Origin of the sequence: Marinococcus halophilus, assembly GCF_900166605.1 — a bacterium.
Lineage (GTDB): Bacteria > Bacillota > Bacilli > Bacillales > Marinococcaceae > Marinococcus > Marinococcus halophilus.
Window position 1 is genome coordinate 1 of record NZ_FVZD01000005.1, and the last position, 23907, is coordinate 23907.

At 48.5% G+C, this 23907-nt stretch carries 21 protein-coding genes, 1 tRNA gene and 1 rRNA gene; all 23 read right to left on the reverse strand.

Translation table 11 applies throughout. The features are described 5' to 3' along the window. Positions 1–85 (reverse strand): 16S ribosomal RNA (locus tag B5066_RS16885); the annotation flags it as partial. Between the two features lie 300 nt (positions 86–385). Further along, positions 386–1888, reverse strand: a complete 1503-nt coding sequence (gene lysS / locus B5066_RS02405) for a lysine--tRNA ligase (RefSeq protein WP_079475032.1) — start codon at positions 1886–1888, stop codon at positions 386–388. A 123-nt stretch (positions 1889–2011) separates the two neighbouring features. After that, the gene (gene dusB / locus B5066_RS02410) at positions 2012–3001 is read right to left on the reverse strand and encodes a tRNA dihydrouridine synthase DusB (protein WP_094908863.1); all 990 of its coding nucleotides are present in this window, start codon (positions 2999–3001) and stop codon (positions 2012–2014) included. Between the two features lie 31 nt (positions 3002–3032). Continuing rightward, the gene (gene folK / locus B5066_RS02415) at positions 3033–3545 is read right to left on the reverse strand and encodes a 2-amino-4-hydroxy-6-hydroxymethyldihydropteridine diphosphokinase (protein WP_079474377.1); all 513 of its coding nucleotides are present in this window, start codon (positions 3543–3545) and stop codon (positions 3033–3035) included. Beyond that, the gene (gene folB, locus B5066_RS02420) at positions 3545–3907 is read right to left on the reverse strand and encodes a dihydroneopterin aldolase (protein ID WP_079474379.1); all 363 of its coding nucleotides are present in this window, start codon (positions 3905–3907) and stop codon (positions 3545–3547) included. Before folB ends, folK begins: the two co-directional genes overlap by 1 nt. After that, positions 3900–4742: a dihydropteroate synthase gene (gene folP / locus B5066_RS02425; RefSeq protein ID WP_079474381.1), complete on the reverse strand. Its 843-nt coding sequence runs from the start codon at positions 4740–4742 to the stop codon at positions 3900–3902. The genes folB and folP overlap by 8 nt, the downstream gene beginning before the upstream one ends. A gap of 27 nt (positions 4743–4769) precedes the next feature. After that, positions 4770–5606 (reverse strand): aminodeoxychorismate lyase, encoded by an 837-nt coding sequence (gene pabC / locus B5066_RS02430; RefSeq protein WP_079474382.1) that lies wholly within the window; start codon positions 5604–5606, stop codon positions 4770–4772. Positions 5607–5608: 2 nt separating this feature from the next. Continuing rightward, positions 5609–6196, reverse strand: a complete 588-nt coding sequence (gene pabA, locus B5066_RS02435) for an aminodeoxychorismate/anthranilate synthase component II (RefSeq protein WP_079474383.1) — start codon at positions 6194–6196, stop codon at positions 5609–5611. 27 nt (positions 6197–6223) lie between these two features. Further along, positions 6224–7687, reverse strand: a complete 1464-nt coding sequence (locus tag B5066_RS02440; protein WP_079475034.1) for an anthranilate synthase component I family protein — start codon at positions 7685–7687, stop codon at positions 6224–6226. Between the two features lie 185 nt (positions 7688–7872). Beyond that, positions 7873–8805 (reverse strand): cysteine synthase A, encoded by a 933-nt coding sequence (gene cysK / locus B5066_RS02445; protein WP_079474384.1) that lies wholly within the window; start codon positions 8803–8805, stop codon positions 7873–7875. 109 nt (positions 8806–8914) lie between these two features. After that, complete coding sequence (gene hslO, locus B5066_RS02450; RefSeq protein WP_079474385.1) at positions 8915–9808, reverse strand: Hsp33 family molecular chaperone HslO; 894 nt, start codon at positions 9806–9808, stop codon at positions 8915–8917. Between the two features lie 208 nt (positions 9809–10016). Beyond that, positions 10017–12053, reverse strand: coding sequence for an ATP-dependent zinc metalloprotease FtsH (ftsH, locus tag B5066_RS02455; protein ID WP_079474386.1), 2037 nt, complete (start codon positions 12051–12053; stop codon positions 10017–10019). 67 nt (positions 12054–12120) lie between these two features. Further along, positions 12121–12663, reverse strand: coding sequence for a hypoxanthine phosphoribosyltransferase (gene hpt, locus B5066_RS02460; protein WP_179124044.1), 543 nt, complete (start codon positions 12661–12663; stop codon positions 12121–12123). A 213-nt stretch (positions 12664–12876) separates the two neighbouring features. Continuing rightward, positions 12877–14247: a tRNA lysidine(34) synthetase TilS gene (gene tilS / locus B5066_RS02465; protein ID WP_079474388.1), complete on the reverse strand. Its 1371-nt coding sequence runs from the start codon at positions 14245–14247 to the stop codon at positions 12877–12879. Next, entirely contained in the window at positions 14231–14683 is a 453-nt protein-coding gene (locus tag B5066_RS02470) for a threonine/serine exporter family protein (protein WP_233133439.1), read from the reverse strand. The genes tilS and B5066_RS02470 overlap by 17 nt, the downstream gene beginning before the upstream one ends. A gap of 24 nt (positions 14684–14707) precedes the next feature. Next, complete coding sequence (locus tag B5066_RS02475) at positions 14708–15469, reverse strand: threonine/serine exporter family protein (RefSeq protein WP_079474390.1); 762 nt, start codon at positions 15467–15469, stop codon at positions 14708–14710. Positions 15470–15634: 165 nt separating this feature from the next. Continuing rightward, a tRNA-Met gene (locus B5066_RS02480) sits at positions 15635–15711 on the reverse strand. 147 nt (positions 15712–15858) lie between these two features. Further along, positions 15859–16293, reverse strand: coding sequence for a S1 domain-containing RNA-binding protein (locus B5066_RS02485; RefSeq protein ID WP_079474391.1), 435 nt, complete (start codon positions 16291–16293; stop codon positions 15859–15861). A gap of 128 nt (positions 16294–16421) precedes the next feature. Continuing rightward, a complete protein-coding gene (locus B5066_RS02490; RefSeq protein ID WP_079474392.1) occupies positions 16422–16814 on the reverse strand; it encodes an FtsB family cell division protein in 393 nt (130 codons plus the stop codon). 220 nt (positions 16815–17034) lie between these two features. Further along, positions 17035–17289, reverse strand: a complete 255-nt coding sequence (locus B5066_RS02495) for an RNA-binding S4 domain-containing protein (RefSeq protein WP_079474393.1) — start codon at positions 17287–17289, stop codon at positions 17035–17037. Position 17290: 1 nt separating this feature from the next. Then, positions 17291–18775, reverse strand: a complete 1485-nt coding sequence (yabN, locus tag B5066_RS02500; protein ID WP_079474394.1) for a bifunctional methyltransferase/pyrophosphohydrolase YabN — start codon at positions 18773–18775, stop codon at positions 17291–17293. Positions 18776–18793: 18 nt separating this feature from the next. Next, a complete protein-coding gene (locus B5066_RS02505; RefSeq protein ID WP_079474395.1) occupies positions 18794–20338 on the reverse strand; it encodes a polysaccharide biosynthesis protein in 1545 nt (514 codons plus the stop codon). Between the two features lie 25 nt (positions 20339–20363). Beyond that, on the reverse strand, positions 20364–23903 hold the full coding sequence (gene mfd / locus B5066_RS02510; protein WP_079474396.1) for a transcription-repair coupling factor: 3540 nt from the start codon (positions 23901–23903) through the stop codon (positions 20364–20366). Positions 23904–23907: the final 4 nt, after the last annotated feature.

Here is a 23907-nt window from a genome sequence, read left to right on the forward strand (position 1 = left end):
AGTCCGCCGGCTTCCCGCGCTCGACTTGCATGTATTAGGCACGCCGCCAGCGTTCGTCCTGAGCCAGGATCAAACTCTCCGTAAAAAGTTTGATGCTGTGGCATCAGTGATGCCCTAAAAAAGTGTTGCTTTTGATTGGGGCTCTGGCTTGTCTTTCCTTTTCAAAGAACAATCTGTCGTTATTTTTGCGACTTTTATATGTTAACACCGCAGTGTTAATAAGTCAATAACTTTTTTCAACTGCCTAAGCAGCTTGCCGCTTTCGTTACGGCGACAAAAAATAATATATCATCGTTTCTTATTTGTACGCAACCCATTTTTATATTTTCTTTTAATTTTTTATATAAATGCCGGCTTTCGAGTCAGAAAGCCGGCAAAAAACTATCTACTCTTCGTGGGGGGCCTGGCTCCGCATTTGCGGAAACAAGAGCACATCTCTGATAGAAGCAGAGTTCGTCAGCAGCATAACCAGCCGGTCAATGCCTATTCCGAGCCCTCCCGTTGGTGGGAGTCCGTATTCCATTGCTTCAAGATAATCATAGTCCATCATGTGAGCTTCTTCATCTCCGGCTTCTCTTTCTTCCACCTGTTTTTCGAAACGCTCCCGCTGATCTACAGGGTCGTTTAATTCACTAAAGGCGTTTGCATGCTCACGCCCTACAATAAATAACTCAAAACGGTCTGTAAATCTGGGATCTTTTTCGTTTTTCTTCGCAAGTGGAGAAATAGCGAGCGGATGCCCATACACAAATGTAGGCTGAATTAGTTTCTCTTCAACAAAGTGCTCAAAGAATTCGTTAACCACATGACCGAAGGACATCGTTTCCCGGATAGGCACATTATGTTCTTTAGCTAGCGCTCTCGCTTCTTCGTCACTCATTTCTTGCCAGAAATCCACACCAGTTTCTTCTTTAACAGCGTCTACAATGTGCATTCTTTTCCACTGGTTGCCGAGTTCAATCTGTTCTTCCCCATATTGAAGAGTCGTGCTCCCGAGCACGTCTTCCGCAATCTGCACGATTAAGCTTTCGGTCAAATCCATAATATCTTCATAGTCTCCAAAAGCTTCATACAATTCCATCATAGTAAATTCGGGGTTGTGGCGGGTCGAAATTCCTTCATTACGGAAGACACGTCCAATTTCATAGACCTTTTCCATGCCTCCGACAATGAGTCGCTTTAGATGCAATTCAATTGCAATACGAATATAAAGCTCCATGTCCAGGGCATTGTGATGAGTAACAAACGGCCGCGCAGATGCTCCGCCCGGTATCGTATGCAGCATCGGTGTTTCCACTTCCAAAAAACCCTGGCGGTTCAAATGATTTCTCATAGATTGGATAATTTTACTCCGCATGATAAACGTGTCTTTTACTTCCGGATTCGCAATAAGATCTAAATAACGCTGACGGTAGCGCTGCTCAATATCCTGAAGTCCGTGGTATTTATCAGGCAGTGGGCGAAGAGCCTTTGTTAAAAGCGTTACTTCTGTTGCCCGCACAGATAATTCCCCTACATTTGTTTTAAATGCACGGCCCCGCACCCCAACAATGTCTCCGATATCCATATCCTTAAAGCCTTCGTACGCTTCGTCGCCGACTTCGTCTTTCCGCACGTAAATCTGGATCTGCCCTTCAAGGTCCTGCAGGTGTGCAAACCCCGCTTTTCCTTTTCCCCGCTTAGTAACCATGCGTCCTGCAATCGTAATATCCGTATTTTTTTCACTTAGCTCTTCTTTAGAGAAAGCGTCGAACTCCCGGTGCATGGTTTTTGAATCATACGTACGCGCGAAGCGTTGCCCAAAAGGATTTCTCCCTTCGTTAATCAATGCTTCTCTTTTTTCCCGCCGTACACGGAACTGGTCGTTCAGCTCTTGATCCTGGCTCATAGTAGTCTCCCCTTTAGATCGTTTTAATTTTCCTTCTATATAATTACCTTTTGCTTCCATTTTTATTCCGACAGTCATAAACAGAGCGGCTTCCCTGGAAGAAGCCGCTCTTAGTACAAATACTTATGCCATACTGGGAGCTTCCGTAGAACCGACAAAATTATATAGTGTTTCCGCCACTTCATCGCGTGTATTCAATTCATTTACTCTGCCCCGTACCTTAGAACCTCCGTGCATTCCCTTCAGATACCAGGCCACGTGCTTGCGCATTTCCCTTACAGCTACGTCTTCGCCTTTCAACTCTATCAAACGGTCCATATGCACGATACATACATCCATTTTTTCCTTCGGAGTCGGTTCTTCTTCCACAAGCTTTCCTGTCTCCAAATACTGGACCGTGCGGTAGAACATCCAAGGGTCCCCGAGAGCAGCACGGCCAATCATGACCCCATCCACTCCAGTTGTATCAAGCATCGCCCGGGCATCCTGAGGGGTAGATACGTCCCCATTGCCAATTACCGGAATATTCACTGAGTCTTTTACTTCCTTCAGTATGTCCCAGTTCGCCACGCCTTCATACATCTGCACCCGGGTGCGCCCGTGTACCGCAACGCCTTCACCACCAGCTGCTTCAATAGCCTGGGCGTTCTCCACAGCCAGTATATGCTCGTCGTCCCAGCCCATCCGCATTTTCACCGTTACGGGCTTATCTACTGCGCTCACAGCTGCTTTTACCATTTGATAAATTTTGTCCGGGTCAAGCAGCCACTTGGCCCCTGCATCACACTTAGTGATTTTCGGGACAGGACAGCCCATATTTATATCAATGATATCTGCATTTGTATGCTGATCCACTACTTCAGCAGCTCCAGCCATCGTTTCTTGGTCTCCGCCGAAAATCTGGAGACTGAGCGGTTTTTCCCTTTCATCCACGTAGAGCATCCGCATCGATTTTTCATTTTCGTGCAGTATTGCCTTGTCGCTTACCATTTCTGCGCACACCAGGCCTGCCCCAAATTCCTTCGCAATCAGTCGGAAAGCAGGGTTGCTGACTCCCGCCATCGGAGCAAGCACCACCGGGTTATTCATTTCTATGTCACGAATTTTTAACACCACAGCAACCTCCTATGTGTTGTCTTTATTTTCACGCGTCTTCTTCTATTAACAGATCGCCCCAGTAGACTACCTCGGCCCGTTCCTTCTCCGGGAGTTTTTTCACATACCAACGAACCGTCCTGTCCTCGTGAACAAAACGGTCCGGGGCAATATCAAAAAACGGCACCAGCACAAACGCCCGCTCAGTTAACCGGGGGTGCGGAATAATTAAATGCTCCTTGTTGATATTTTCTTCATCATAGATAAGAATGTCAAGGTCCACTGTCCTCGGTCCCCACCGTTCTTCACGTATGCGCTCAAGTTCATGCTCAATCCGGTGAAGCCTCTCCAGCAGTTCCTCCGGTCCGTAATCAGTATTCCATTCGGAAACCATGTTCAGAAAATGCGGCTGATCGGTCACTCCCACCGGCGCGGTTTCATACACCGGTGAAAGCTTTGTCAGCTTCATCTTTTCTTCCTGCTTCATACTCAGAACCGCCCGCTTTAAATACTCTTCCCGCTTCCCAAGGTTCGAACCCAGCGCAATAAAAACCTGGGGCATTATGGACGAACCCTGGTCATCTCGATGGCGACGTGATCATAATGGCCGGGGATGGGCGGATCCGGCTTAATCACTTTCACGTGAAGCTGCTCCACAATATTAAAACGCTCAAATATTGTTTCCGCAATCTTTTCAGCAATCGTTTCTACCAGACGGTACGTTTGATTTTCCACTGCCTCTTTAACCGCTTCAAATGCTTCGGCATAATTGACGCTTTTTTCTACATCATCTTTAGCAGCGGCCGGCTTTAAATCAGCTTCCAATATTAAATTCACACGAAACCGCTGGCCCAGCCTGTTTTCTTCTTCAAACACCCCGTGATAAGCGTAAAACTCCATTCCCTGCAAATGAATTTTATCCAACCGAATGCTCCTTTCTTACTCCAAGCATAGCGTCCATCATCCGGGCTACGCGCGTCATTTCTTTTACCTCATGCACACGGATGATATCGCACCCGCGTTCAATACCGAGGCTCACCGTCGCACCTGTGCCTTCCACACGGTCATGAGCTGGAAGCTCAAGTGTTTTTGATATGAGCGATTTACGGGAACTGCCAAGAAGCACAGGGTACGAAAGCGACGTAAACTGATCCATTTTCCGCATAGCTTCCAGATTCTGCTCATAGGTTTTTGCAAAGCCAATGCCTGGATCCAGAATAATGCGGTCTGCTTTGACCCCGGCCCGGTCGCAGATAGCTATGCTTTCATAAACATCCTGAATCATGTCAGGCATCAAATCCTCGTACTCCGTATTATCACGGTTATGCATTAAAATTATCGGCACATCGTATTCAGCTGCTATCCGGGCCATATCGGGATCTGCTTTCGCTCCCCATACATCGTTAATGATGTCCGCTCCGGCTCTGAGAGCTGCCTCGGCCGTGGAGGCTTTGTAGGTGTCCACACTGACAGGCACGCCTATCCATCCCCTCAGGGCTTCGAGTACCGGAAGGATCCGCCGCTGCTCTTCTTCTGCTTCTACAAATGTTGCCCCTGGGCGGGTTGATTCCCCGCCGATATCGATAATATCCGCTCCGTCCTCCACCAGCTTTTCTGCCTGCACGACAGCCCGCTCCACCTCGCTGTACCGGCCTCCGTCAGAAAAAGAATCCGGCGTCACGTTTAAAATTCCCATGACAAACGTTTTTTTGGAAAAATCAAGCTCCCAGCTTTTCCATCGCATTACCTGATTACGCATTTTCTCTCCTCCCTGTCGTGCCAGCTGTTATTTTGTCTCTCTTTCTTCCCGGTAGCGGCTGTGCAGCAGCTGGGCCGCTGAACAGCTCGGAAAATAACGATCTTCAAGGGCACGTACGAATGCAATTTCCTGAATAGAGTTCGTGACGAACATTTCTTCTGCTGCTTCTATATCCTGCGGGAGAAAGTAACCTTCCTCCACGATGTAGTCATTTTCATGTGCTAACTGTATCACAAATTGACGTGTAATGCCGTTTAAAATACCTGTGTCCACTGCCGGCGTATATAAAGTATTTCCCCTGCGCCAGAAAATATTGGACACCACTCCTTCAGCAGCATATCCTTGTTCGTTGAGGAAAATACCTTCCGCTTCCGGCCGGTCTTTCATTTCCTGCTTGGCAAGCCAGTTGTTCATATAATGATGGGACTTCATGCGCTCCCGTCCTTCCGGGCTGTTCCGTCTCAGCTGGAGCCACAAGGCGTCCTTTTGAATAGGTTCCGCTCCCGCTGCCGGAAGCGGCTTCATGTAAATAACAGTAACCGGATCAAGGTAGGGCGTTGTTTGAAGCCCCAGACCCCCGGGCCCTGCAGAGACGTTGTAGCGTACATAGGCATTGTGCAGCCCGTTGGCATCGAGCAGCTGCTGAATTTCTTCCTTGACCATTTCGCGTTCATAGCGGAAGACAATGCCGAGCTCTTCTGCGCTGGCTTCGAGTCTTTCCATATGAGCGTTCAGCAAAAACGGATGCCCATTATACACCCGAAACGTCTCAAACAAGCCAAGGCCATACATAAAACCATGATCAAATACAGAAAGACGAGCTTCGCCCGCCTTCTTTATCTCACCGTCTATATATACATACAATGCTACAGCACCTCTTCTGACTGCCGGTGCCGGTCCACAAAGCGCTTGAGCATCTGTTTTCCTTCACCGGTCATAATCGATTCGGGATGAAACTGCACGCCTTCCACAGGAAGCGCCCGGTGACGGATCCCCATAATCTCTCCGGCTTCCGTTTCAGAGGTAATGTCAAAGCAGTCCGGCAGCGTTTCTCTTTTCACTATTAACGAGTGGTACCTTGTAGCCGTTAATGGATTGGGGAGATCGGTATAAATACTTACACCGTCATGGTGGATCTCCGACGTTTTTCCGTGCATCAGCCGCTCCGCCCGTACAACATCGCCGCCAAAGGCCTGCGCAATCGCCTGATGGCCCAGACATACCCCAAAAATCGGGATTTCTCCGGCAAAGCGGCGTATCGCTTCGACGCTGATCCCCGCCTCATCCGGACTGCAGGGTCCCGGGGAAATCATCAGGATGTCCGGATTTAATTGGGCGATCTCCTCCACCGTAATTTGGTCGTTACGCCGTACTTCGAGTTCTTCTCCCATTTCTCCGAGGTATTGCACGAGATTGTACGTAAACGAGTCGTAGTTATCAATCATTAAAATCATGCGAAAATCTTCCTTTCTATTCTAATCTCAGCTCTGCTCATGAGTAATGCCGGCCTCTGCTTCACTTTGTCTTTTCGCTTCCCATAACGCTCTGGCTTTTTTGATTGATTCTTTGTATTCTGCTTTCGGGTCGGAGTCGATAACAACGCCGGCCCCTGCCTGAACGTGAGCGTACCCGTCCTTGGCAAGCATCGTCCGGATCGAAATGTTCAGCTCCGCATCCTTGTTGTAGCCTATCCAACCAAACGCTCCTGTATAGAAGCCCCGGCGCACCGGCTCAAGCTCTTCGATAATTTCCATCGTACGCACTTTAGGGGCTCCGGTGATCGTTCCTCCAGGAAATACTGCCCTTATCATATCATATACCTGCTCTGTTTCAGCAAGTATTCCTCTTACATTGGAAACGATATGCATTACGTGAGAATACCGCTCCACTGCCATTAATTCATCTACTGTTACCGAACCATAACGGCAGACCCGGCCGAGATCATTTCTTTCAAGATCGACGAGCATGACGTGCTCGGCCCGCTCTTTTTCCGTTCCCATTAATTCCTGTTCAAGCGCCATGTCCTCCTCTTCGTCTTTTCCTCGCGAACGAGTTCCGGCAATCGGGCGGGTGGATACCTCCGCGCCTCGTTTTTTAACCAGCAGCTCGGGGGAGGCACTGACCGTTTGCCAATCCGGGGTATGCATGTATCCCATATACGGGGATGGGTTCAGCTCCCTTAACTTCTGATAAATATGAAAGGCAGAGGTATGCAACAGCTGGGTCTGGCGGGTAGATAAATTCACCTGGAACGCGTCCCCGGCGGTAATATACTCTTTAATCTGTTCCACTGCTCCGCCGAACAATTCCTCGGAAAAAGAAGGTACCGACTTTTCAGCGGAGACAGCCTTCTCCGCTTCTAAACGCTCTTGCCCGGAAGACTTTTCCGCCGCCTCCAGCCATGCTTTTTTCCATCCTTCAACGAATTTAACGGTGTCTTCCCCTTCGGCATGTAAATGCCATACCCAAGTTTCCCCCGTTTTTTTATCATGGATGAAAAACAAATCGTAAAGAAGAAAATAGACATCCGGCATCCTCAAATCATCCACCGCCAGCTCCGGCAAATGTTCTACGTATCTGACATAGTCATAGCTTATCTGGCCGACTGCTCCTCCCTGGAAAGCCGGGAGAGCTGAAGCCGTGGGCAGATGGTACGGCTCCATCCATTTCGCCAACGCTTCAAGCGGGTCTCCCGCGTGCATTTCAGTACTCTCATGTCTATGAAAACTCGTCTCCCCATTTTTTCCTTCTATTACCGCAAAAGGGCGAAGAGCGGCGATATCGAGTTCGCCCTGGCGTCCACTTTCAAGCAGTACGTGATAAGGTTCTTCCCTGGCAAGAAACTCAAACGCCTGAAAAAACTGGTCATTCGTCTGAAAAAACGATGTCGTAGTCTGTGTATATGATTCTCCTGCTTGAGGCCCTCGGGCCAGTCGCTCATCCATTATGTTTATGCCCCCGGTTTTATCCAATTCTCTCTCTTTCACAGAAAATTCTCTTTATATTTTCTCCAAGTCTACGAAATTTTTTATAAAAAAACAATCAGAACGCTGTGATCCTCCCACCAATAGTATAGAACCTAAAAAAAGCCCGGCCCATTACGGGACACGGACTCTTTAAGGGTTTTTTGTTAGTCTGCAGTATCTTCAAATTGGTACAGCGGTGTACTCAGGTACCGCTCCCCGTTACTAGGAATCACAGCCACGACCTTCTTGCCTTTGCCGAGCTTTTTCGCTTCCTCAAGTGCAACGTAAATAGCCGATCCGGAAGAAATACCGCCTAAAATGCCTTCTTCGCGGGCAGCACGGCGGGCATATTCAAACGACTGCTCCGTCGTTGCTTCCGCAACTTCATCGTAAATATCCGTATTCAACGTGCCCGGTACAAAGCCAGCGCCGATACCCTGGATTTTATGAGGGCCTTTATTTCCGCCATTCAGAATTGGAGAATCGGCTGGCTCAATACCAACAATACGCATATCCGGGTAGTGCTCCTTCAGGAGACCGCCGGCACCGGAAATCGTGCCGCCGGTGCCAATACCCGATACAAAGGAATCAATCGGTCCGTCAATCTGCTCTAGCAGTTCACGGCCAGTGGTTTCACGGTGAATTTTCGGATTCGCTTCATTTTCAAACTGCTGCGGCATAAAGTAGCCCTTTTCTTCAGCGAGTTCATTCGCTTTGGAAATTGCACCACCCATGCCGTCAGGGCCAGGTGTAAGCACCAGTTCTGCGCCGTAGGCACGAAGAAGATTGCGACGCTCCATGCTCATTGTCTCCGGCATTACCAATACCGCTGGGTAGCCTTTGGCAGCAGCTACCATAGCCAGGCCGATGCCTGTGTTACCGCTTGTTGGTTCAACAATTGTATCCCCTTCTTTTAAGCGGCCATCCCGCTCGGCAGCTTCGATCATCGCAAGACCAATACGGTCTTTTACGCTGCTCCCTGGGTTCATATATTCGAGTTTCAAATAAACATCTGCATCGTTTTCCCCGGTTAAACGGTTTAGTTTTACTACGGGAGTATTTCCAATGAGTTCTGTAACGTTATTTGCAGCCTTCATTCATGCTCCTCCTTCAAACACCAAGTAAATTTATTGGTTTTATAATAGTTTAATCGTATCAATTTGGTCAACTTCTGTCAATCTGTAGATCAAAAGACGCAGAAATAACCTAGGAACGGTTTTCAATTTCTGCAGTTCGCTCTTTCAGGCGCTCCAGATCGTCTACGCTCAAGTGATAAACCTCATTGCAAAAGTGACATGTAGTCTCTGCTCCCCCGTCTTTTTCGATCATATCCTGAAGTTCATCGGTGCCAAGGGAAATAATCGCATTTTCTACCCGCTCTTTGGAGCACTGGCAGGCAAACTGTACCGGTTGCGTATCAAGCACATTTACTTCTTCGCCGAGGATAACATGAAGAATTTCCTCCGGGGTTTTGCCATGCTCAATCAGCTTAGATACCGGCGGCATCTGCTGGATTTGCTGTTCGAGGCGGGCCACGTATTCCTCTTCAGCATCCGGGAGTACCTGAATAATAAAACCTCCGGCTGCTTTTACGGAGTTATCCGGGTTCACAAGTACTCCGAGCCCCACAGACGAAGGCAGCTGCTCGGAATTTGCGAAGTAATACGTAAAATCATCTCCAAGCTCCCCGGAGACAATCGGCACATTGCCGGTAAACATATCACGCATGCCGAGGTCTTTAACGACTGACAGAGTGCCGTCTGTGCCGACGGCGCGTGCTACGTCTAATTTACCGTGTTCATTTAAATCGAAATGCACCTGCACATTGTGAGCATACCCACGGGTGTCGCCGGAAGAATTACTATCAACAATAATTGGTCCCATCGGGCCGTGACCTTCAATCTTAATGGTTAGTTTGTCGTCGCCTTTAAGCATTGCCCCCATCATGGAACCTGCCGTCATCGCACGGCCTAGAGCCGCCGATGCCGTGGGCCAGGCCTGATGGCGTCTGACCGCCTCGTCCACCATTTCTGTCGTGTGCACGGCGTAAGCACGGACCTGGTGATTAAACGCTGTTGCTTTTACGAGATAATCTTTCATCGCTTTATTTCCTTCCTTTCCACTCTTGCTCTCTATATCATTATATTATCTTTGAAAACCTGATTTATAGTATTGTACAAAACTGTTCGAAAAACAACTAATCCGCTTGCATTCTTTCTTTTATGCTATACCGCAGAACAGGCAGGAGAAAACATTTACTTCTTTTCGCATACAAAAAAGGATGCCTGCTTACAGGCACCCTTTTATATTAATCACGACGGTTCGTATCGTCACTATCGGAGCTCGAATCTGAAGAGGTTGTCGTTTTTTCAGAGGAATTGTCCTCCGAAGAAGATTCACCGCTGTCGTCTTTTAGGACATGGTCAGCCTGTTCCTCTTCACGCTTTTGCTCTTCGCTTTTTGTAGCGCCCATCTCTTCATCCGATTTATTCGAATAGTGATCCTCTGGAAGCTTACCGTCTTCAACAAGGGAGCGAATCTGCTCTGCGTCCAACGTTTCCAGTTCCAGAAGACTTTGAGCTACAAGCTCAAGCCGGTCTTTGTACTGCGTAAGAATCTGTTTACAGCGTTCATAAGATTCCATAATGATTCTTTGCATTTCATTATCAATTTCATGCGCAATAGCGTCACTGTAATTTTGTTCGTTCTGCATGTCGCGGCCGAGGAATACCTGGCCTCCGCTGCTCGAGCCAAACTGCAGCGGGCCAAGCTTTTCACTCATACCATATTCGGTAACCATACGACGGGCAATGTCTGTCGCACGCTGGAAGTCGTTGTGAGCACCTGTGCTCACTTCGTTAAACATAACTTCCTCTGCTACACGTCCGCCCAGCAGGCCGACAATTTTGTCTAACAGCTCCGGTTTGGTCATGAAGTAGCGGTCTTCCTTCGGAAGCATCATTGCATAACCGCCGGCCTGGCCACGTGGCACGATCGTTACTTTGTGAACCATATCCGCGTTTTCAAGCTTCATGCCGACAACTGTATGGCCTGCCTCGTGGTGGGCCACGATGTTACGTTCTTTTTCGGAAATAACGCGTGATTTTTTCGAAGGACCGGCAATAACGCGGTCGATCGCTTCTTCCACATGCGTCATTCTGATTTTCTGCATATCAGCCCGGGCTGCCACAAGCGCCGCTTCGTTCAGAAGGTTTTCGAGGTCTGCCCCGGTAAAACCAGGCGTACGCTGGGCGATAGCCCGGAAATTAACGTCTTCTGCGAGCGGTTTGTTACGCGCATGCACCTGAAGAATTTCCTCCCGGCCGTTTACGTCCGGCCGGCCGATAAGAATCTGGCGGTCAAAACGTCCCGGACGGAGCAGTGCAGGGTCCAGCACATCGGCACGGTTAGTTGCCGCAATGATAATAATACCCTCATTGCCGGCAAAGCCGTCCATTTCCACCAGGAGCTGGTTCAGCGTCTGCTCCCGTTCGTCATGGCCGCCGCCGACACCGGCACCACGCTGGCGTCCTACTGCGTCAATCTCGTCGATGAAAATAATACACGGTGAATTTTTCTTCGCGTTTTCAAAAAGGTCGCGTACACGGGAAGCACCGACACCGACAAACATTTCCACGAAGTCTGAACCACTGATGGAAAAGAACGGTACGTCTGCTTCTCCGGCAACTGCCTGGGCAATTAACGTCTTACCTGTACCCGGAGGGCCGACAAGAAGTACACCTTTTGGAATACGGGCACCAATATTGGAGAATTTCCGGGCGTCCTTCAGAAAGTCAACGACTTCTACAAGCTCCTGCTTCTCTTCTTCCGCACCGGCTACATCTTTAAAGCGCACTTTCTTTTTGTCTTCCTGGTACATCTTCGCCTTACTTTTACCAAAGTTCATCATTCGGCTGCCGCCGCCCTGGGACTGGCTGAGCAGGAAGAAGAACAGAAGGAAAATAATGATAAATGGAATCATCGTCGTAAGGAAGGTAACCCAGCCGCTCGTTTCTTCTTCCGGCTGTGTATCAAATTCGACAGCATTGCCGTTCGGGCCCTGCGCTGTCTGCAGCTGCTGTGTGGATTCATTCGTCATCGGAAGATACGATTCGTATGTCTCCGCATTTTCGGCGTTTTCACTCGTAGCAGCTGTTACATTATAAACTCCGCCCTCAGGCTGGAGCGTGATAGTAGCAAATTCGTTCTCACTAAGGCGTTCATTAAACTCTGTGCTGCTGATTGTATTTGTATCTCCACCATCGTTTTGGGCAAAGCTGATAATCCCTATAATTACCAGGAATAAAAAAAGCCAAAACACAGTGTTACGAAAAATTCGGTTCATTCCTGACCTCCTCCTGCATACATCGAAAGCTGCAATAATAGTATCATATTCACTTGTCTGTTCCTAATCATCCGCCTTGATAAATCTCCGGCTTCAACACACCGATATACGGCAGGTTCCGGTATCTTTCTGCGTAGTCCAGACCATACCCCACAACAAACTCGTCCGGCACAGTAAAGCCGACCAGGTCTGCAGTGAGGTCCACAACGCGTCCCTCCGGCTTGTCCAGAAGCGTTACTACTTTTAATGACCTTGCCCCCCGGGTCTGCAGAAGGCTGATTAAGTATTTAAGCGTACGCCCGCTGTCGATAATATCTTCAAGTATCACGATATCCCGGTCGTAAACCGTTGTGTCCAGGTCTTTAATAATTTTTACTTCCCCGGTAGACACCGTGCCCCCGGCGTAACTCGAAACATCCATAAAATCCATTTCAAGATGTATGTTCATACGCTTAACGATATCTGCCATAAAGGGAAGCGCTCCTTTTAATACTCCAATCACTAAAGGAAAACGCCCGTCGTATTCTTCTGTAAGCGTCGTGCCTAGTTCTTTAATTTTCGTCTGCAGCTCTTCTTCCGAAATTAGTATATCCTGTATTTCATCGTGCATCTGAATGTCTTTACCCTCCCAAGCGAATTTCATTCTTTCATCCGGGCTGTTTTTTAATAACCCCTATTTTGTAAAACTATAGTCACAAAACAGAAGCCGCACTACCACATTATAAGCCGCCATCATTAAAAATGGTCCGTTTTTAATCATAGCACGTATAAAGGGAATTTGCTTCCCTGCGCAAAAAATTTTCCGAAATTGTCACTTCTTATTTTAAGTGGCTGGTCCACCCTCTTCCCATACAAGGTATGCCGCTTCCTTTTCATGGCGAAAGGAGGCACGGAGGCCGGGGACCCATAAAATGCTTCCCTGCTCATCTGTAAATACGGGGCGGCGTGCACGCTCATGCTTTGGAACTTTTTCGTCTATAAACAGACGGTGGATTTTTTTAGCTTCTTTCATACCTGGTATATGTATTCGATCTCCTGCTCGTGGAGGTCTTACGTATAACGGGAACGAAAGGTTTTCTTCCGGTACGGCCACCCAAAAATCCGCGCCTTCCGGCCGCTCCCGGATCACTGAGGCACTGCTGCTGCCGTATTGATAAGTGCCAAAATCGGGGATTAATATTTGTTCAGGAGAAGATGCATCCGCATCTTTCCTGCTTAAAAACTCCAGTCTTCCGTAAGACTTCCGGACCAGCAGCTCTCCTGGCAAATGAAGTTCTCCTGAAGAATTAAAAGCAGAAGCAAAGCGAATACAGGAATCTACTAAAGAAGCCGAAATGCCTGTTTCTTCTGCAGAAAAATAATAATTCAATAGTAGCGAAACCGTTTCCCTTTGTAAAGCAAGAGGGGTTTCATGAAAAAAGTTTATGCATAATACTGCATAATTGCGTTCGAGCCTTTCTCCGTAGAAATGCAGTGAAGCCTCAGCCTGGCTGCGCATATAGTGCTGTTGATCCTTTTGCCATTCATATTTTTCCTGCACATGCCGGTGGATCGAAGGAAATTCTTTAGTCAGTGCTGGAATAATATGTCGGCGCACCCGATTACGCCTGTAATCGTCCGAATAATTGCTTTCGTCTTCCACATAAGGTACGCCAAGCTCTTTACAATAGGCCAGCACTTCAGTTTTTTTCACACCAAGCAGAGGACGCGCAACCTCGAAGTTATTCATTGCACGCTTTGGAGCGATCCCTTCTTCACCCAGAAGCGACCGGCCGGAAGCTGCCTGCATGATCATTGTTTCAAGTTGATCATCTGCATGGTGGCCAGTTATCAGCACATTGTAGTCAAACCGCTGCATGATACGAAAGAAAAAATCATATCGCTTTTGCCGTGCCGCTGCCTGTGTGGCTTTTTCTTCGGGGTCTTCTTTCATAAACAGCGCTGCAGAAAATAAAGGCAGGTGATGGCGCTCAGCCCATTCCCTTACCATCTGTGCCTCTGCCCTGGAGGCCTCCGGCCGGAAACCATGGTTTACATGGACAACCCCGAGAGTAAAATTATATTTATTCTGTAAGCTCTCTAAGATGGAAGCAGCTGCCATGGAATCTGGACCTCCGGACACTGCAGCCAGCACCTTCGATCCCGGGCGTATCATTTCCCACCTGGTGATCCACTCATCAACGATGCGTTTCATAACGCTGGCCCACCCCTTTGCCAATAGAAAATACCGAAAAGGCAAACACCAGCCCGGCTGCAATCGCAATCGCCTGGAGTACTGTTTCCACGCCTTGCTCGAGGCCATACAAATACCTCTCCTGCACAAATGCAAGCATTGTTTCATACGCCCGGCTGCCCGGGATGAGCGGGATAATCCCGGGCAGGCTGAAGGTTGTTACCGGTACTTTCATAAACCGGGCAAACCATTGGCTGACAAACGAAGCAAAAAAAGCCGCCACCGCTGCTGCAAAAACGAGCGAAAGTCCCAGAACCGGCATCAGCGAATAAATTGCCCAAGTACACACACCGATAAACCCGCCCCACCAGACGAGCCGGAGCGGAATATTAAAAATAATCGCAAAAGCGACTGTTGCTACAAAACAAAAACCCAGTTCAAATGCAAACATCGCCATTGTTATTTACCTCTTTCCCTCAAACTATACGAAAAAAATTGTGAGTGCCACTGCTACCCCGCCTGCTATAGACATACTTGAAACGGCCGCCTCTGCCCCTCTGGCCACCCCTGCAACTAAATCTCCCGACATTAAATCACGCACTGCGTTTGTCAGCGGCACACCTGGCACCAGGGGAATAATAGTACCTATAATTACCTGATTGGTATTTATTACAAGGCCCATCCGCACCATCAGCAGAGCAATTAAAGCACCCGTGAAGGACGCCAGAAATTCAGAGAAAAATTTCACCTTCAGCCTCATCTGGTAGCGCACGAGCGCAATCGCTGTTACAAGTCCTCCGAGGGCGGCTGGCAGCATATCCATAACGCTTGAGCCAATTAAATAGGAGAAAGCTCCGCCGCCGATACCTGAAGCCAGATAAATGAACCATACGGGATAATTCATCGGAGCCTCTTCAATTTCTTTTAACTGCTTCTTTACTTCTCTTGAAGTGAGAAGGCCATTCACATATTCCCTCGAGAGCTGGTTGACTGAAGTCACTTTACTTAAATCCTGATAACGCTCATCAATTCGGAGCATTTGTATATGATCACGCTGGTCTACAGGCGATTTAAATGACAAAAAAATAGCTGTTGTCGTAACAAAAGTGTTCACTTGCTCCATTCCGGCAGCTCGTCCCATTCTACGCATTGTATCCTCCACCCGGAACGTTTCTGAACCGTACCGAAGCATAAGCTGTCCGGCATGCAGACACATGGCCATAATGTCCTCTGTTTTTTCCACGTGCCTCCCCGCCCTTCCTCAATTATTATGTTAATGTGCTTTGGGTTAAAGTATAGAATACTCGTCAGCGGAACAAAAGTAGTTTTCTTATTGAAACCGCTTTAATTAATTGGCACAAAATAAAACCACTGCCTGATTAGCAGTGGAAACATTCAAATTATAAATTGGTAGCGGCGGAGGGGATCGAACCCCCGACCTTACGGGTATGAACCGTACGCTCTAGCCAGCTGAGCTACGCCGCCATTTATTGCGACATTGACGATTATAAATTGTTTTTATACTAAAAGTCAATATGCAAAATGAAATTAGTTTTCCGGCCAAACATTTTCCAAGCAAAGAGAGCCTGCCGTGCACTGGCAGGCTCTCTCCAGGGTTGGACAATTCCGGCATTACTTACGGGATTTTTTCCCTCGTTTTTCTGTATGCTTACGGATCGTAGCTAATCGCTCTTCACTGTCTTTCATGAAGCTGCTCATTTTGTCTTCAAAGCTTGCTGGGCGTTGAGGAGGCTTCGAGCCACCGCGCGGCCGGTCTCCACCGCTTTTCGGACGGCCACTGCCGCTGCTTTTCGGGCGGTCTTCCTGAGGGCGGTCCTGCGCCTTACGGATAGAGAGGCCTATCTTTCCATCATCCTCTACTTTCATCACTTTCACTGTCACTTCATCCCCAACGGACAGAAAATCACTGATGTTTTCCACGTATTTATCCGCGACTTCACTAATGTGAACGAGACCTGTTTTTCCCGGCTCCACTTCTACAAAAGCACCAAACTTCGTAATGCCGGTAACCTTACCCTGTACCTTGCTGCCCACTTCAATTGCCATCTAAAAAATGCTCCCCCTTATGGATCCTATATGAAATAAAAAAAGAGATAAATGCAAAAGAAAGAGAAACGCATCACGTTTCAATTTCTTTGTGTCCAAGTAATTATACTTGAAGCAAAAAAACAATGTCAATTAGATGAATCGCTTTCCGGGAGTTTATAAAGTGTTTCCCCTTCTTTAGTTAAATAATATTCTTCCCGTGCAACTTCCGCTATGTAATCAAGGTCATTATAATCCTTTACCTGTTGTTTCAAGTCTGCTTCTTTCTCTTCAAGGCTCACCATCTGCTCTTCCATCTGCTGTTGTTCTTCATTATTGGCTGCAATGGTCTGCCACTGTGAAAACAACGTAATGCCCATCAATATAACTACAAAGGCAGTAACGACCGTTAAAGCAGTCATTCTTTTTTTCAGTCCCCGGCGCTGTTTTTGGACGGCAGCTTCTTTCCGGGCATCGGTCTGTGTTTTTTGGTGGGAGTGCGGTCGATGAATGTTTGTTACTTTTTTCTTTTCTTCAATCAATCAAGAGCCCCTCCTTTGCTCGTCTATGCAAGCTTTGTTGTAAATCCCGGACTTTACAAACTATTTACAATTTTAGTTATGTTAATCATAACGGAGCAGCGAAAGAGTTTCAACACGGTTTTTCCTCTTTATGCCAGTTTTTCGCTTTATTTTTTCTATTTTCGCAGATTTTCTTCCACATAAATTAATAAAGCCGTCCCAAAAGGAACGGCCGTTCGTATTATTTACTTTCTTCTTCCATCAACGTATACATAGATTCAGCTTCGTCTTTTTTCGTTGTATCCTTAATAGTTTCTACTCTTAACTTCAACGTCTTTGAAGCAAAGCGTACGACAATTTCATCTCCTGGTTTAACCTCTGTGCCGGCTTTTGCCTGATTGCCGTTTACTGTAATCCTCCCCTGAGCAGCTACTTCTTTTGCAAGTGTTCTCCGTTTGATCAGCCTGGACACTTTTAAAAACTTATCTATTCTCATGCTAACGCTCCTCCTTCTTCGCTTCCTGCCACCATGCTTCCGCTGTCTGCAGAAAATTTTTTTCCTTCCAATCCCGGTTTTCTTCGATCATTTTCTGTTCAATATAGGAAAAACGCTGAAAGAATTTCTGATTTGTCTGTTCAAGCGCTTCTTCTGGGTGTACGCGGAAGAACCGGGCGAGATTAACGAGTACAAACAAAACGTCCCCAAACTCTTTCGAACTGTTTTGTTCATTCTTTGCCCGAAGCTCTGCTTTCCATTCCTCTATTTCCTCTTGGAGCTTATCCCACATTGGAGCATCATTGCCCCAGTCAAATCCAGCCTTTGCCGCTTTTTTCTGAATTTCATAGGCTCTCATCAGCGCCGGCATTGCTGGCGGAATATCGGCCAGTATAGAAGTTTTTCCACTTTCACTGCCTTTTTCGGCTTTTTTAATCTGTTCCCATTGAGAGTTTACTTCTTCCGGGGTCGTCGCTGCGGCGTCTGCGAAAACATGCGGGTGGCGGCGGATCATTTTTTCCGTTATTGATTCCACTACGTCATCGATAGTAAAAAAGCCTTCTTCTTCCCCGATTTGGGCGTGAAGCATTACTTGAAGTAAAATATCTCCCAACTCTTCCTGCAAGTTGTCGTCATCTTCTGCATCGATAGCACTTAATACTTCGTAGATTTCTTCGAGCAGATACCTTTTCAGTGATTGATGCGTCTGTTTTCTGTCCCACGGGCACCCGTCCGGCGCTCGAAGAGAGGCAATAACGCTGCGGAGTTTTTCCCAGTTGCCGAACCGGGCTGAAAAAGGCAATGGCGGCACATAGACTGACATTAGATTATCGACAAAATCCTCCCGGTCAAGCTCATACAGCGGAAGTTCCCGAAGCCGTTCTGCGGCAGTGCCCGCTCCGGAAATCATGTGCACCGGATGCTCTTCCGGATACAGCTCCATCAGCGTCAGCTTCACTTCTGAAGCCGTCATACGATCATACACCTGTGTAAGCAGCAGGTGGGTGGAGACTTGTACGTCCTCTCTTTCCAGCGCTGTTGCATCCAACAGCTGAAACCCTTCACTCGGGTCAAGCCGGAGTGCCGCAAAAACCGGATCCAGGAAGCTCTGGCCGCCTGCGATAACCACCCGGCACTTCTCTGCCTTTTCTGCCTCAAGCAGCTGCTGGACCACCATCTCCGCCACCAGCGGGTGACCCGGCACAGCATAACAGATGTCCCCGGACATCCCGGCAGCCTTCAGCAATTCTTCCGTCATGAAACCGTACGCCTGTTCAAATGAATCTGTCTGTTCGTAGATCTGGTCGAAGGTTTTATATTCCGGAAGCTCTTCTTCAAGCTCCTTGACCACCGGGTGTTCTCTGGTACGTAAATATAAAGGTGAAGCTGCACGGAGACGACGGTAAACGTCCAGGGGAAGCTGTCCAGCATCTCCGGCTCCAAGTCCTAAGACAGTAATAACCGGTCGTATGTTTGTATCATTCATTAGGAAATCTCCCTCGTTTCATTCGTGTTTCTGCCCTGCGGAAAACATGCTCCACTCCTGGTGCCCGAACAGTTTTAAGCCTTTGACGAGAACAAGACAAAGCACTACTCCGGACCCGGCAAGGCCAAGAGACCATACACCTGCATCCAGACGCCCACGGACGCTTTCGGCAGGCAGCTGCAACAACCATAGAACAGCACTAAGTAAAACTAGAAGAACCAGCCATCGAAAGCACCATCTGCTGGAAGGCCATAAGACCAGCCGGTGTTTCTGTAAAAGCACTACCTGCAGAAGGCTCGTCATAGCAAGCCCGGCAATCGTAGCCGCAGCTGCCCCCATAGCGCCGAAGGCCGGAATAAGTACTATATTTCCCACAAGCTTCAGTCCGCCTCCGGCCAATATTGCCCCCGCCGCCGTACGGACGTGGTCCGCCCCCTGGAGAATCGCGTTCGCGGTTACAATCCATCCACTAAATAAAAGTGACACAGCGAGTGCAGCCATAAGCTCTGTTCCTTTGCTGTTTTCAAACAGCATCACGTTCACAAAATCAGCCACCATATACAGGCCCACAGCTGCCGCTCCACCAATAACCAGGCTGATCCGGAGTGAAAGTCCACCAAGAAAAACTCCTTCGTTTCCGCGCAACGACGGGAGTACAGCTGCTGCTAGCGCCGTAGATACCACCGTGCCGAACTGAAGAAGCGGCTGTGCCCGGTCTAGTACGCCTTTTGTTTCTTTCGCCTCCCGGCCCGAAACACCGTGCGCCTCGAGGCCAGGAACTACAGTAAATGCATCGATCCACTGATAAAATATAAAAACCATTGCCCCAAGGCATACGACTACGCCAGGCACGAGCAGTTTCTTTACCATAGTTTTGTAACCTGCGACAAAGTTCCGGAAATGAAAAGGCAACGATGCACGACGATGGTGAGACCACCAGAGAAGCAGCAGAATCACCGCTCCGACGCCAGCGCCGGCTACGGACGCCCCCATCGCTCCAGCTCCTATATCATATACTCCCTGGCCGGCTGACACGGCCGCCCAAACAAATAACAAAATAAAGCTTACCCGGCACACCTGTTCCACTACATGCGACATAGCGGTCGGCTCCATCTTCCCTATGCCCTGATAGTATCCACGTCCAAGTGAAAGCACTGGCACGAGGAGAAATACGAACGAAGTTATCCGAAGCACCGGCGTAAGCTGCCTGTCCCCCATGCTGGCCGCCACCGCCGGCGCAAGAAAAAAAAGAAGCATAAAAGCCGCAGCACCCGCAGAAGTCAGCACCACCCCGGCTGCTTTCATTGTTTCCAGCCGGTCAAATGCTTTTTTCTGCTGTGCCATTTCCCTGGCCAGTACCGCCGGAAACCCGTAGAGAGCAAGAATCATTGCTATACCATAAAACGGATACGCCTGCTGATACACATAATACCCTATATCTCCAGTCATGTTCTGGTATGGAATCCGGTAAACGGCGCTGAATACTTTTCCAATCAGGGCAGCTGCTGTCAGCAGAGAAACGCTTTTCAGCAGATGGGCGAACGAGCGTCTGTCGTTTGTCATCTTCTATCCCCTCAATCTTCCCGCTCTACTTCGAAGACGTTGTTTCTTCCGGCTCTTTTTTTGCTTCCTGTACGCCTTTAACGACCGCCTGCACAGAGGTGAGAATTTTCATCTCTTCGAGCCGCTGGTGCTGTACTGATATTTGAATCTTTTTCCCGCTGGTGCCAATACCGATATGACGTCCCAGCTCATTTACAAGTCCGAACAGCGAAGCGCCATCTGCTTCACTGCTTGCTGCTTCTCCTACCAGAATAATGGTTTTGTTTGCTTCCTGGGAAATGGATTCCACTCCGGAAGCTACCGCGCGCAGACGAATATTACTGAGAATAAACAGCTTTTCCACCTCCACCGGGTATTCCCCGAAGCGGTCCATCATTTCACTCTGCAGGTCTTCCATATCATCAAGCGTTTCAAGCCCCCGGAAGCGCTTATACATCTCTATTTTCTGCTTGGAGTCGTCAATATAGAAATCAGGGATATAGGCATCTGCTTTCATATTCATTTCCATCTCCGGCTCCTGCTGCTTTGGCTGATCGCCCTTACGTTCTTCAATAGCTTCTTTGAGCATTTGCGAATATAAGTCAAAGCCCACGGATTCAATGTAGCCATGCTGCTCCGCGCCGAGCAGGTTACCCGTCCCGCGGATGGAGAGGTCTCTCATGGCAATCTTAAAACCGGAGCCGAGTTCCGTAAATTCCTTAATTGCCTGCAGACGCTTTTCTGCCACTTCAGAAAGCACTTTGTCACGCTGGTACGTGAAATACGAGTACGCTACGCGATTAGATCTACCGACCCGGCCGCGGATCTGATATAGCTGGGAGAGCCCCATCCGGTCTGCATTGTTAATAATAAGCGTATTTACGTTCGGGATATCGACCCCTGTTTCTATGATCGTTGTCGTAACCAACACATCTTTATTTCCCTCTAAAAATTCCACCATGACCGACTCAAGCTCCTGCTCATTCATCTGTCCATGAGCGTAAGCAACCTCCGCCTCCGGCACAAGCATAGAAATCTGGTCTGCCATCCGACTGATGTTATCTACCCGGTTATGCATAAAATACACCTGGCCGCCGCGGCTGATTTCGCGTTCTATGGCTTCTTTGACAAGCGTTGGATTATATTCCATCACATACGTCTGAACAGGAAAACGATTTTCCGGAGGCGTCTCGATTACTGATAAATCACGAACGCCGAGCATCGACATGTGCAGCGTTCTTGGAATCGGTGTCGCCGTCAGCGTTAACACATCAATGTTTGCCTTGAGCCGTTTGATTTTTTCTTTATGAGTAACCCCAAACCGCTGCTCTTCATCGACGATCAGCAGCCCTAAATCATGAAACTGTACGTCCTTGGAAAGTACACGGTGCGTCCCGATCACAATATCAACGCTTCCTGCTTTCAGTCCGCGGGTCGTTTCGTTCTGCTGTTTTTTCGTCCGGAAGCGGCTCATTAAGCCGATGTTGATCGGCTGGTCGGCGAAACGTTCTGTCAGCGTATCGAAATGCTGCTGGGCCAGAATCGTTGTCGGCACTAAAATGGCCACCTGCTTGCCATCCATCACTGCTTTGAACGCTGCCCGTATCGCCACCTCTGTCTTTCCGTAACCAACATCCCCACATAAAAGACGGTCCATCGGGCGTTCGCGTTCCATGTCTTCGCGGATTTCTTCAATTGCTTTTATCTGGTCCTCGGTTTCCTGGTAAGGGAACGCAGCAGCAAATGCCTGCTCCTCCATCTCGTACCGGTTAAAGGCGTGCCCTTTTGTAGCCTCCCGCTCTGCATACAGCTTGATCAGGTCGTCAGCGATATCTTCCACCGAGGACTGCACCTTACGTTTAACACGTTTCCAGTCGTTGCCGCCGAGCTTATAGATTTTAGGGTCCTTTTCTTCAGAACCTACATACTTTTGAACCTGGTCAATCTGCTCGACCGGCACATACAGTTTGTCGTTACCCGCATAGGATACATTTAAGAAATCCTGGTGCACGCCCCCAACATCAAGCGTTTCCATTCCCAGGTATTTCCCGATGCCGTGGTTTACGTGAACGACCAGGTCTCCCACCTGAAGCTCTGAATAGCTTTTAATGCGTTCAGCATTATTCAGCTTTTCCCGTCTTCTTGACCGGCGCACCTGCTTTGTAAACGTCTCCTGCTCTGTGATAACAGCAAGCTTTTCAAGCGGCAGCTCAAACCCGCTGTCGAGCCGTCCCTGCACGATGGCCGGGCGCCCCGGTGTAAATGGTCCGTCTTTCGCAGCCCGTTCGGCCTCTATTCCGTAGTCATCAAGAATTCTCTGCAGCCGTTCGAGCCGGTCCTTTGTCTCAGCAGCAAAGACGATACGAAATCCGCCATTCTGCCAACGTTCAATTTCATTTTTCAGCACCGGCAGCTGGCCGTGAAACTGCTGCATGGCCTTGCTCGTGATATTGGCCACCCGGCGCGGATGAAAATAGGATAAACTGCGGGTAAATAAAGAAAAAAGCACCTTCGGAAAATCAATATTTTTTATCAGCGTATGAAACGGTAATGAAAGCTGCATCTCTACTGGCAGCTCTCCCTGTTCCACCATATTTGTACGCCATTCGGCTTCTTCTTCATCTAACCGTTCTGCGGTTTCCTGCACCCGGCTCACTTCATCGATAAAAAGGATTGTTTCCTGAGGAAAGTACTCGCTCAAGGTAGCCGGCTGTTCATAGAAAAACTGCATATATTTGTATAAACTTTGAAAACGTACGTGCTGCAGCAGCTGCTCCCTTTCTTCCGAAAGGCGCTCCTGCACCTTCTGCTTTACTGTCTCGTCTTTAACCGTTTTCAGCGTTTTGCTGAGTCCCGCTTCGAGCTCCATTGCTGCACGCTGAAATTGCTCCGGATAAAGAATCGTTTCCTGGGCAGGACTGATATTCACTTCGGTGATCTGCTCAATTGTTCGCTGGTCTTCCGGGTTAAATAAGCGGAGGGAGTCAATTTCTGTATCAAACAGCTCCAGACGCACCGGGTTATCCGCCGTAAGCGAATAAATATCGATAATACCGCCCCGTATGCTGAATTCTCCGGGTGCAGCTACCATATCGGCCCGCTGATATCCCGAAGCATAAAGAAACTGCTGAAACTTATCCAGGTCAAGATCCTCCCCAGTATGCAGCGGCCATTGGGCTGCTTCCCACACGGCAGCAGGCGGCAGCAGGCGGCGCAGGCCGGCAACCGGGCTTACGACAATCCCATCAAAGCCGCTGACCAGACGGTCGAGCACTTCGATCCGCTGCGATCTCATTTCCGGGCTCGCCACCGCAATTTCAGCAGAAATCAGTTCATTAACCGGGTATAACAGCACTTCCTTCTCCGACCATTCCAACAAATCATCGTACAGTTTTTGCGCCTGATACAGCGTATGTGTCACAACCAGCTGAGGGTTTTGTGTCTTATCCTGGGCAAGCGCCATAAATAGTGTTCTTGCCGAGCCGCTGAGCCCTGAAATCAGCTGCTCCGGCACACCGTTTTGGAGATCACTGACAACTGCTTCGATCTCTGGGTTGGAGACCAATATTGATGGTAAACCCTTCATGCTC

Coding starts and splice junctions, on each gene's coding strand:
- pabA (WP_079474383.1), bottom strand. CDS start 6,196: ATGATTTTAATGATTGATAACTACGACTCGTTTACGTACAATCTCGTG.
- folK (WP_079474377.1), bottom strand. CDS start 3,545: ATGCCCCAGGTTTTTATTGCGCTGGGTTCGAACCTTGGGAAGCGGGAA.
- cysK (WP_079474384.1), bottom strand. CDS start 8,805: ATGAAGGCTGCAAATAACGTTACAGAACTCATTGGAAATACTCCCGTA.
- B5066_RS02470 (WP_233133439.1), bottom strand. CDS start 14,683: ATGGCGATGTTTGCATTTGAACTGGGTTTTTGTTTTGTAGCAACAGTC.
- mfd (WP_079474396.1), bottom strand. CDS start 23,903: ATGAAGGGTTTACCATCAATATTGGTCTCCAACCCAGAGATCGAAGCA.
- B5066_RS02505 (WP_079474395.1), bottom strand. CDS start 20,338: ATGACAAACGACAGACGCTCGTTCGCCCATCTGCTGAAAAGCGTTTCT.
- lysS (WP_079475032.1), bottom strand. CDS start 1,888: ATGAGCCAGGATCAAGAGCTGAACGACCAGTTCCGTGTACGGCGGGAA.
- folP (WP_079474381.1), bottom strand. CDS start 4,742: ATGCGTAATCAGGTAATGCGATGGAAAAGCTGGGAGCTTGATTTTTCC.
- hslO (WP_079474385.1), bottom strand. CDS start 9,808: ATGAAAGATTATCTCGTAAAAGCAACAGCGTTTAATCACCAGGTCCGT.
- ftsH (WP_079474386.1), bottom strand. CDS start 12,053: ATGAACCGAATTTTTCGTAACACTGTGTTTTGGCTTTTTTTATTCCTG.
- B5066_RS02485 (WP_079474391.1), bottom strand. CDS start 16,293: ATGGCAATTGAAGTGGGCAGCAAGGTACAGGGTAAGGTTACCGGCATT.
- tilS (WP_079474388.1), bottom strand. CDS start 14,247: ATGAAACGCATCGTTGATGAGTGGATCACCAGGTGGGAAATGATACGC.
- yabN (WP_079474394.1), bottom strand. CDS start 18,775: ATGAATGATACAAACATACGACCGGTTATTACTGTCTTAGGACTTGGA.
- hpt (WP_179124044.1), bottom strand. CDS start 12,663: ATGCACGATGAAATACAGGATATACTAATTTCGGAAGAAGAGCTGCAG.
- B5066_RS02440 (WP_079475034.1), bottom strand. CDS start 7,687: ATGGATGAGCGACTGGCCCGAGGGCCTCAAGCAGGAGAATCATATACA.
- B5066_RS02495 (WP_079474393.1), bottom strand. CDS start 17,289: ATGAGAATAGATAAGTTTTTAAAAGTGTCCAGGCTGATCAAACGGAGA.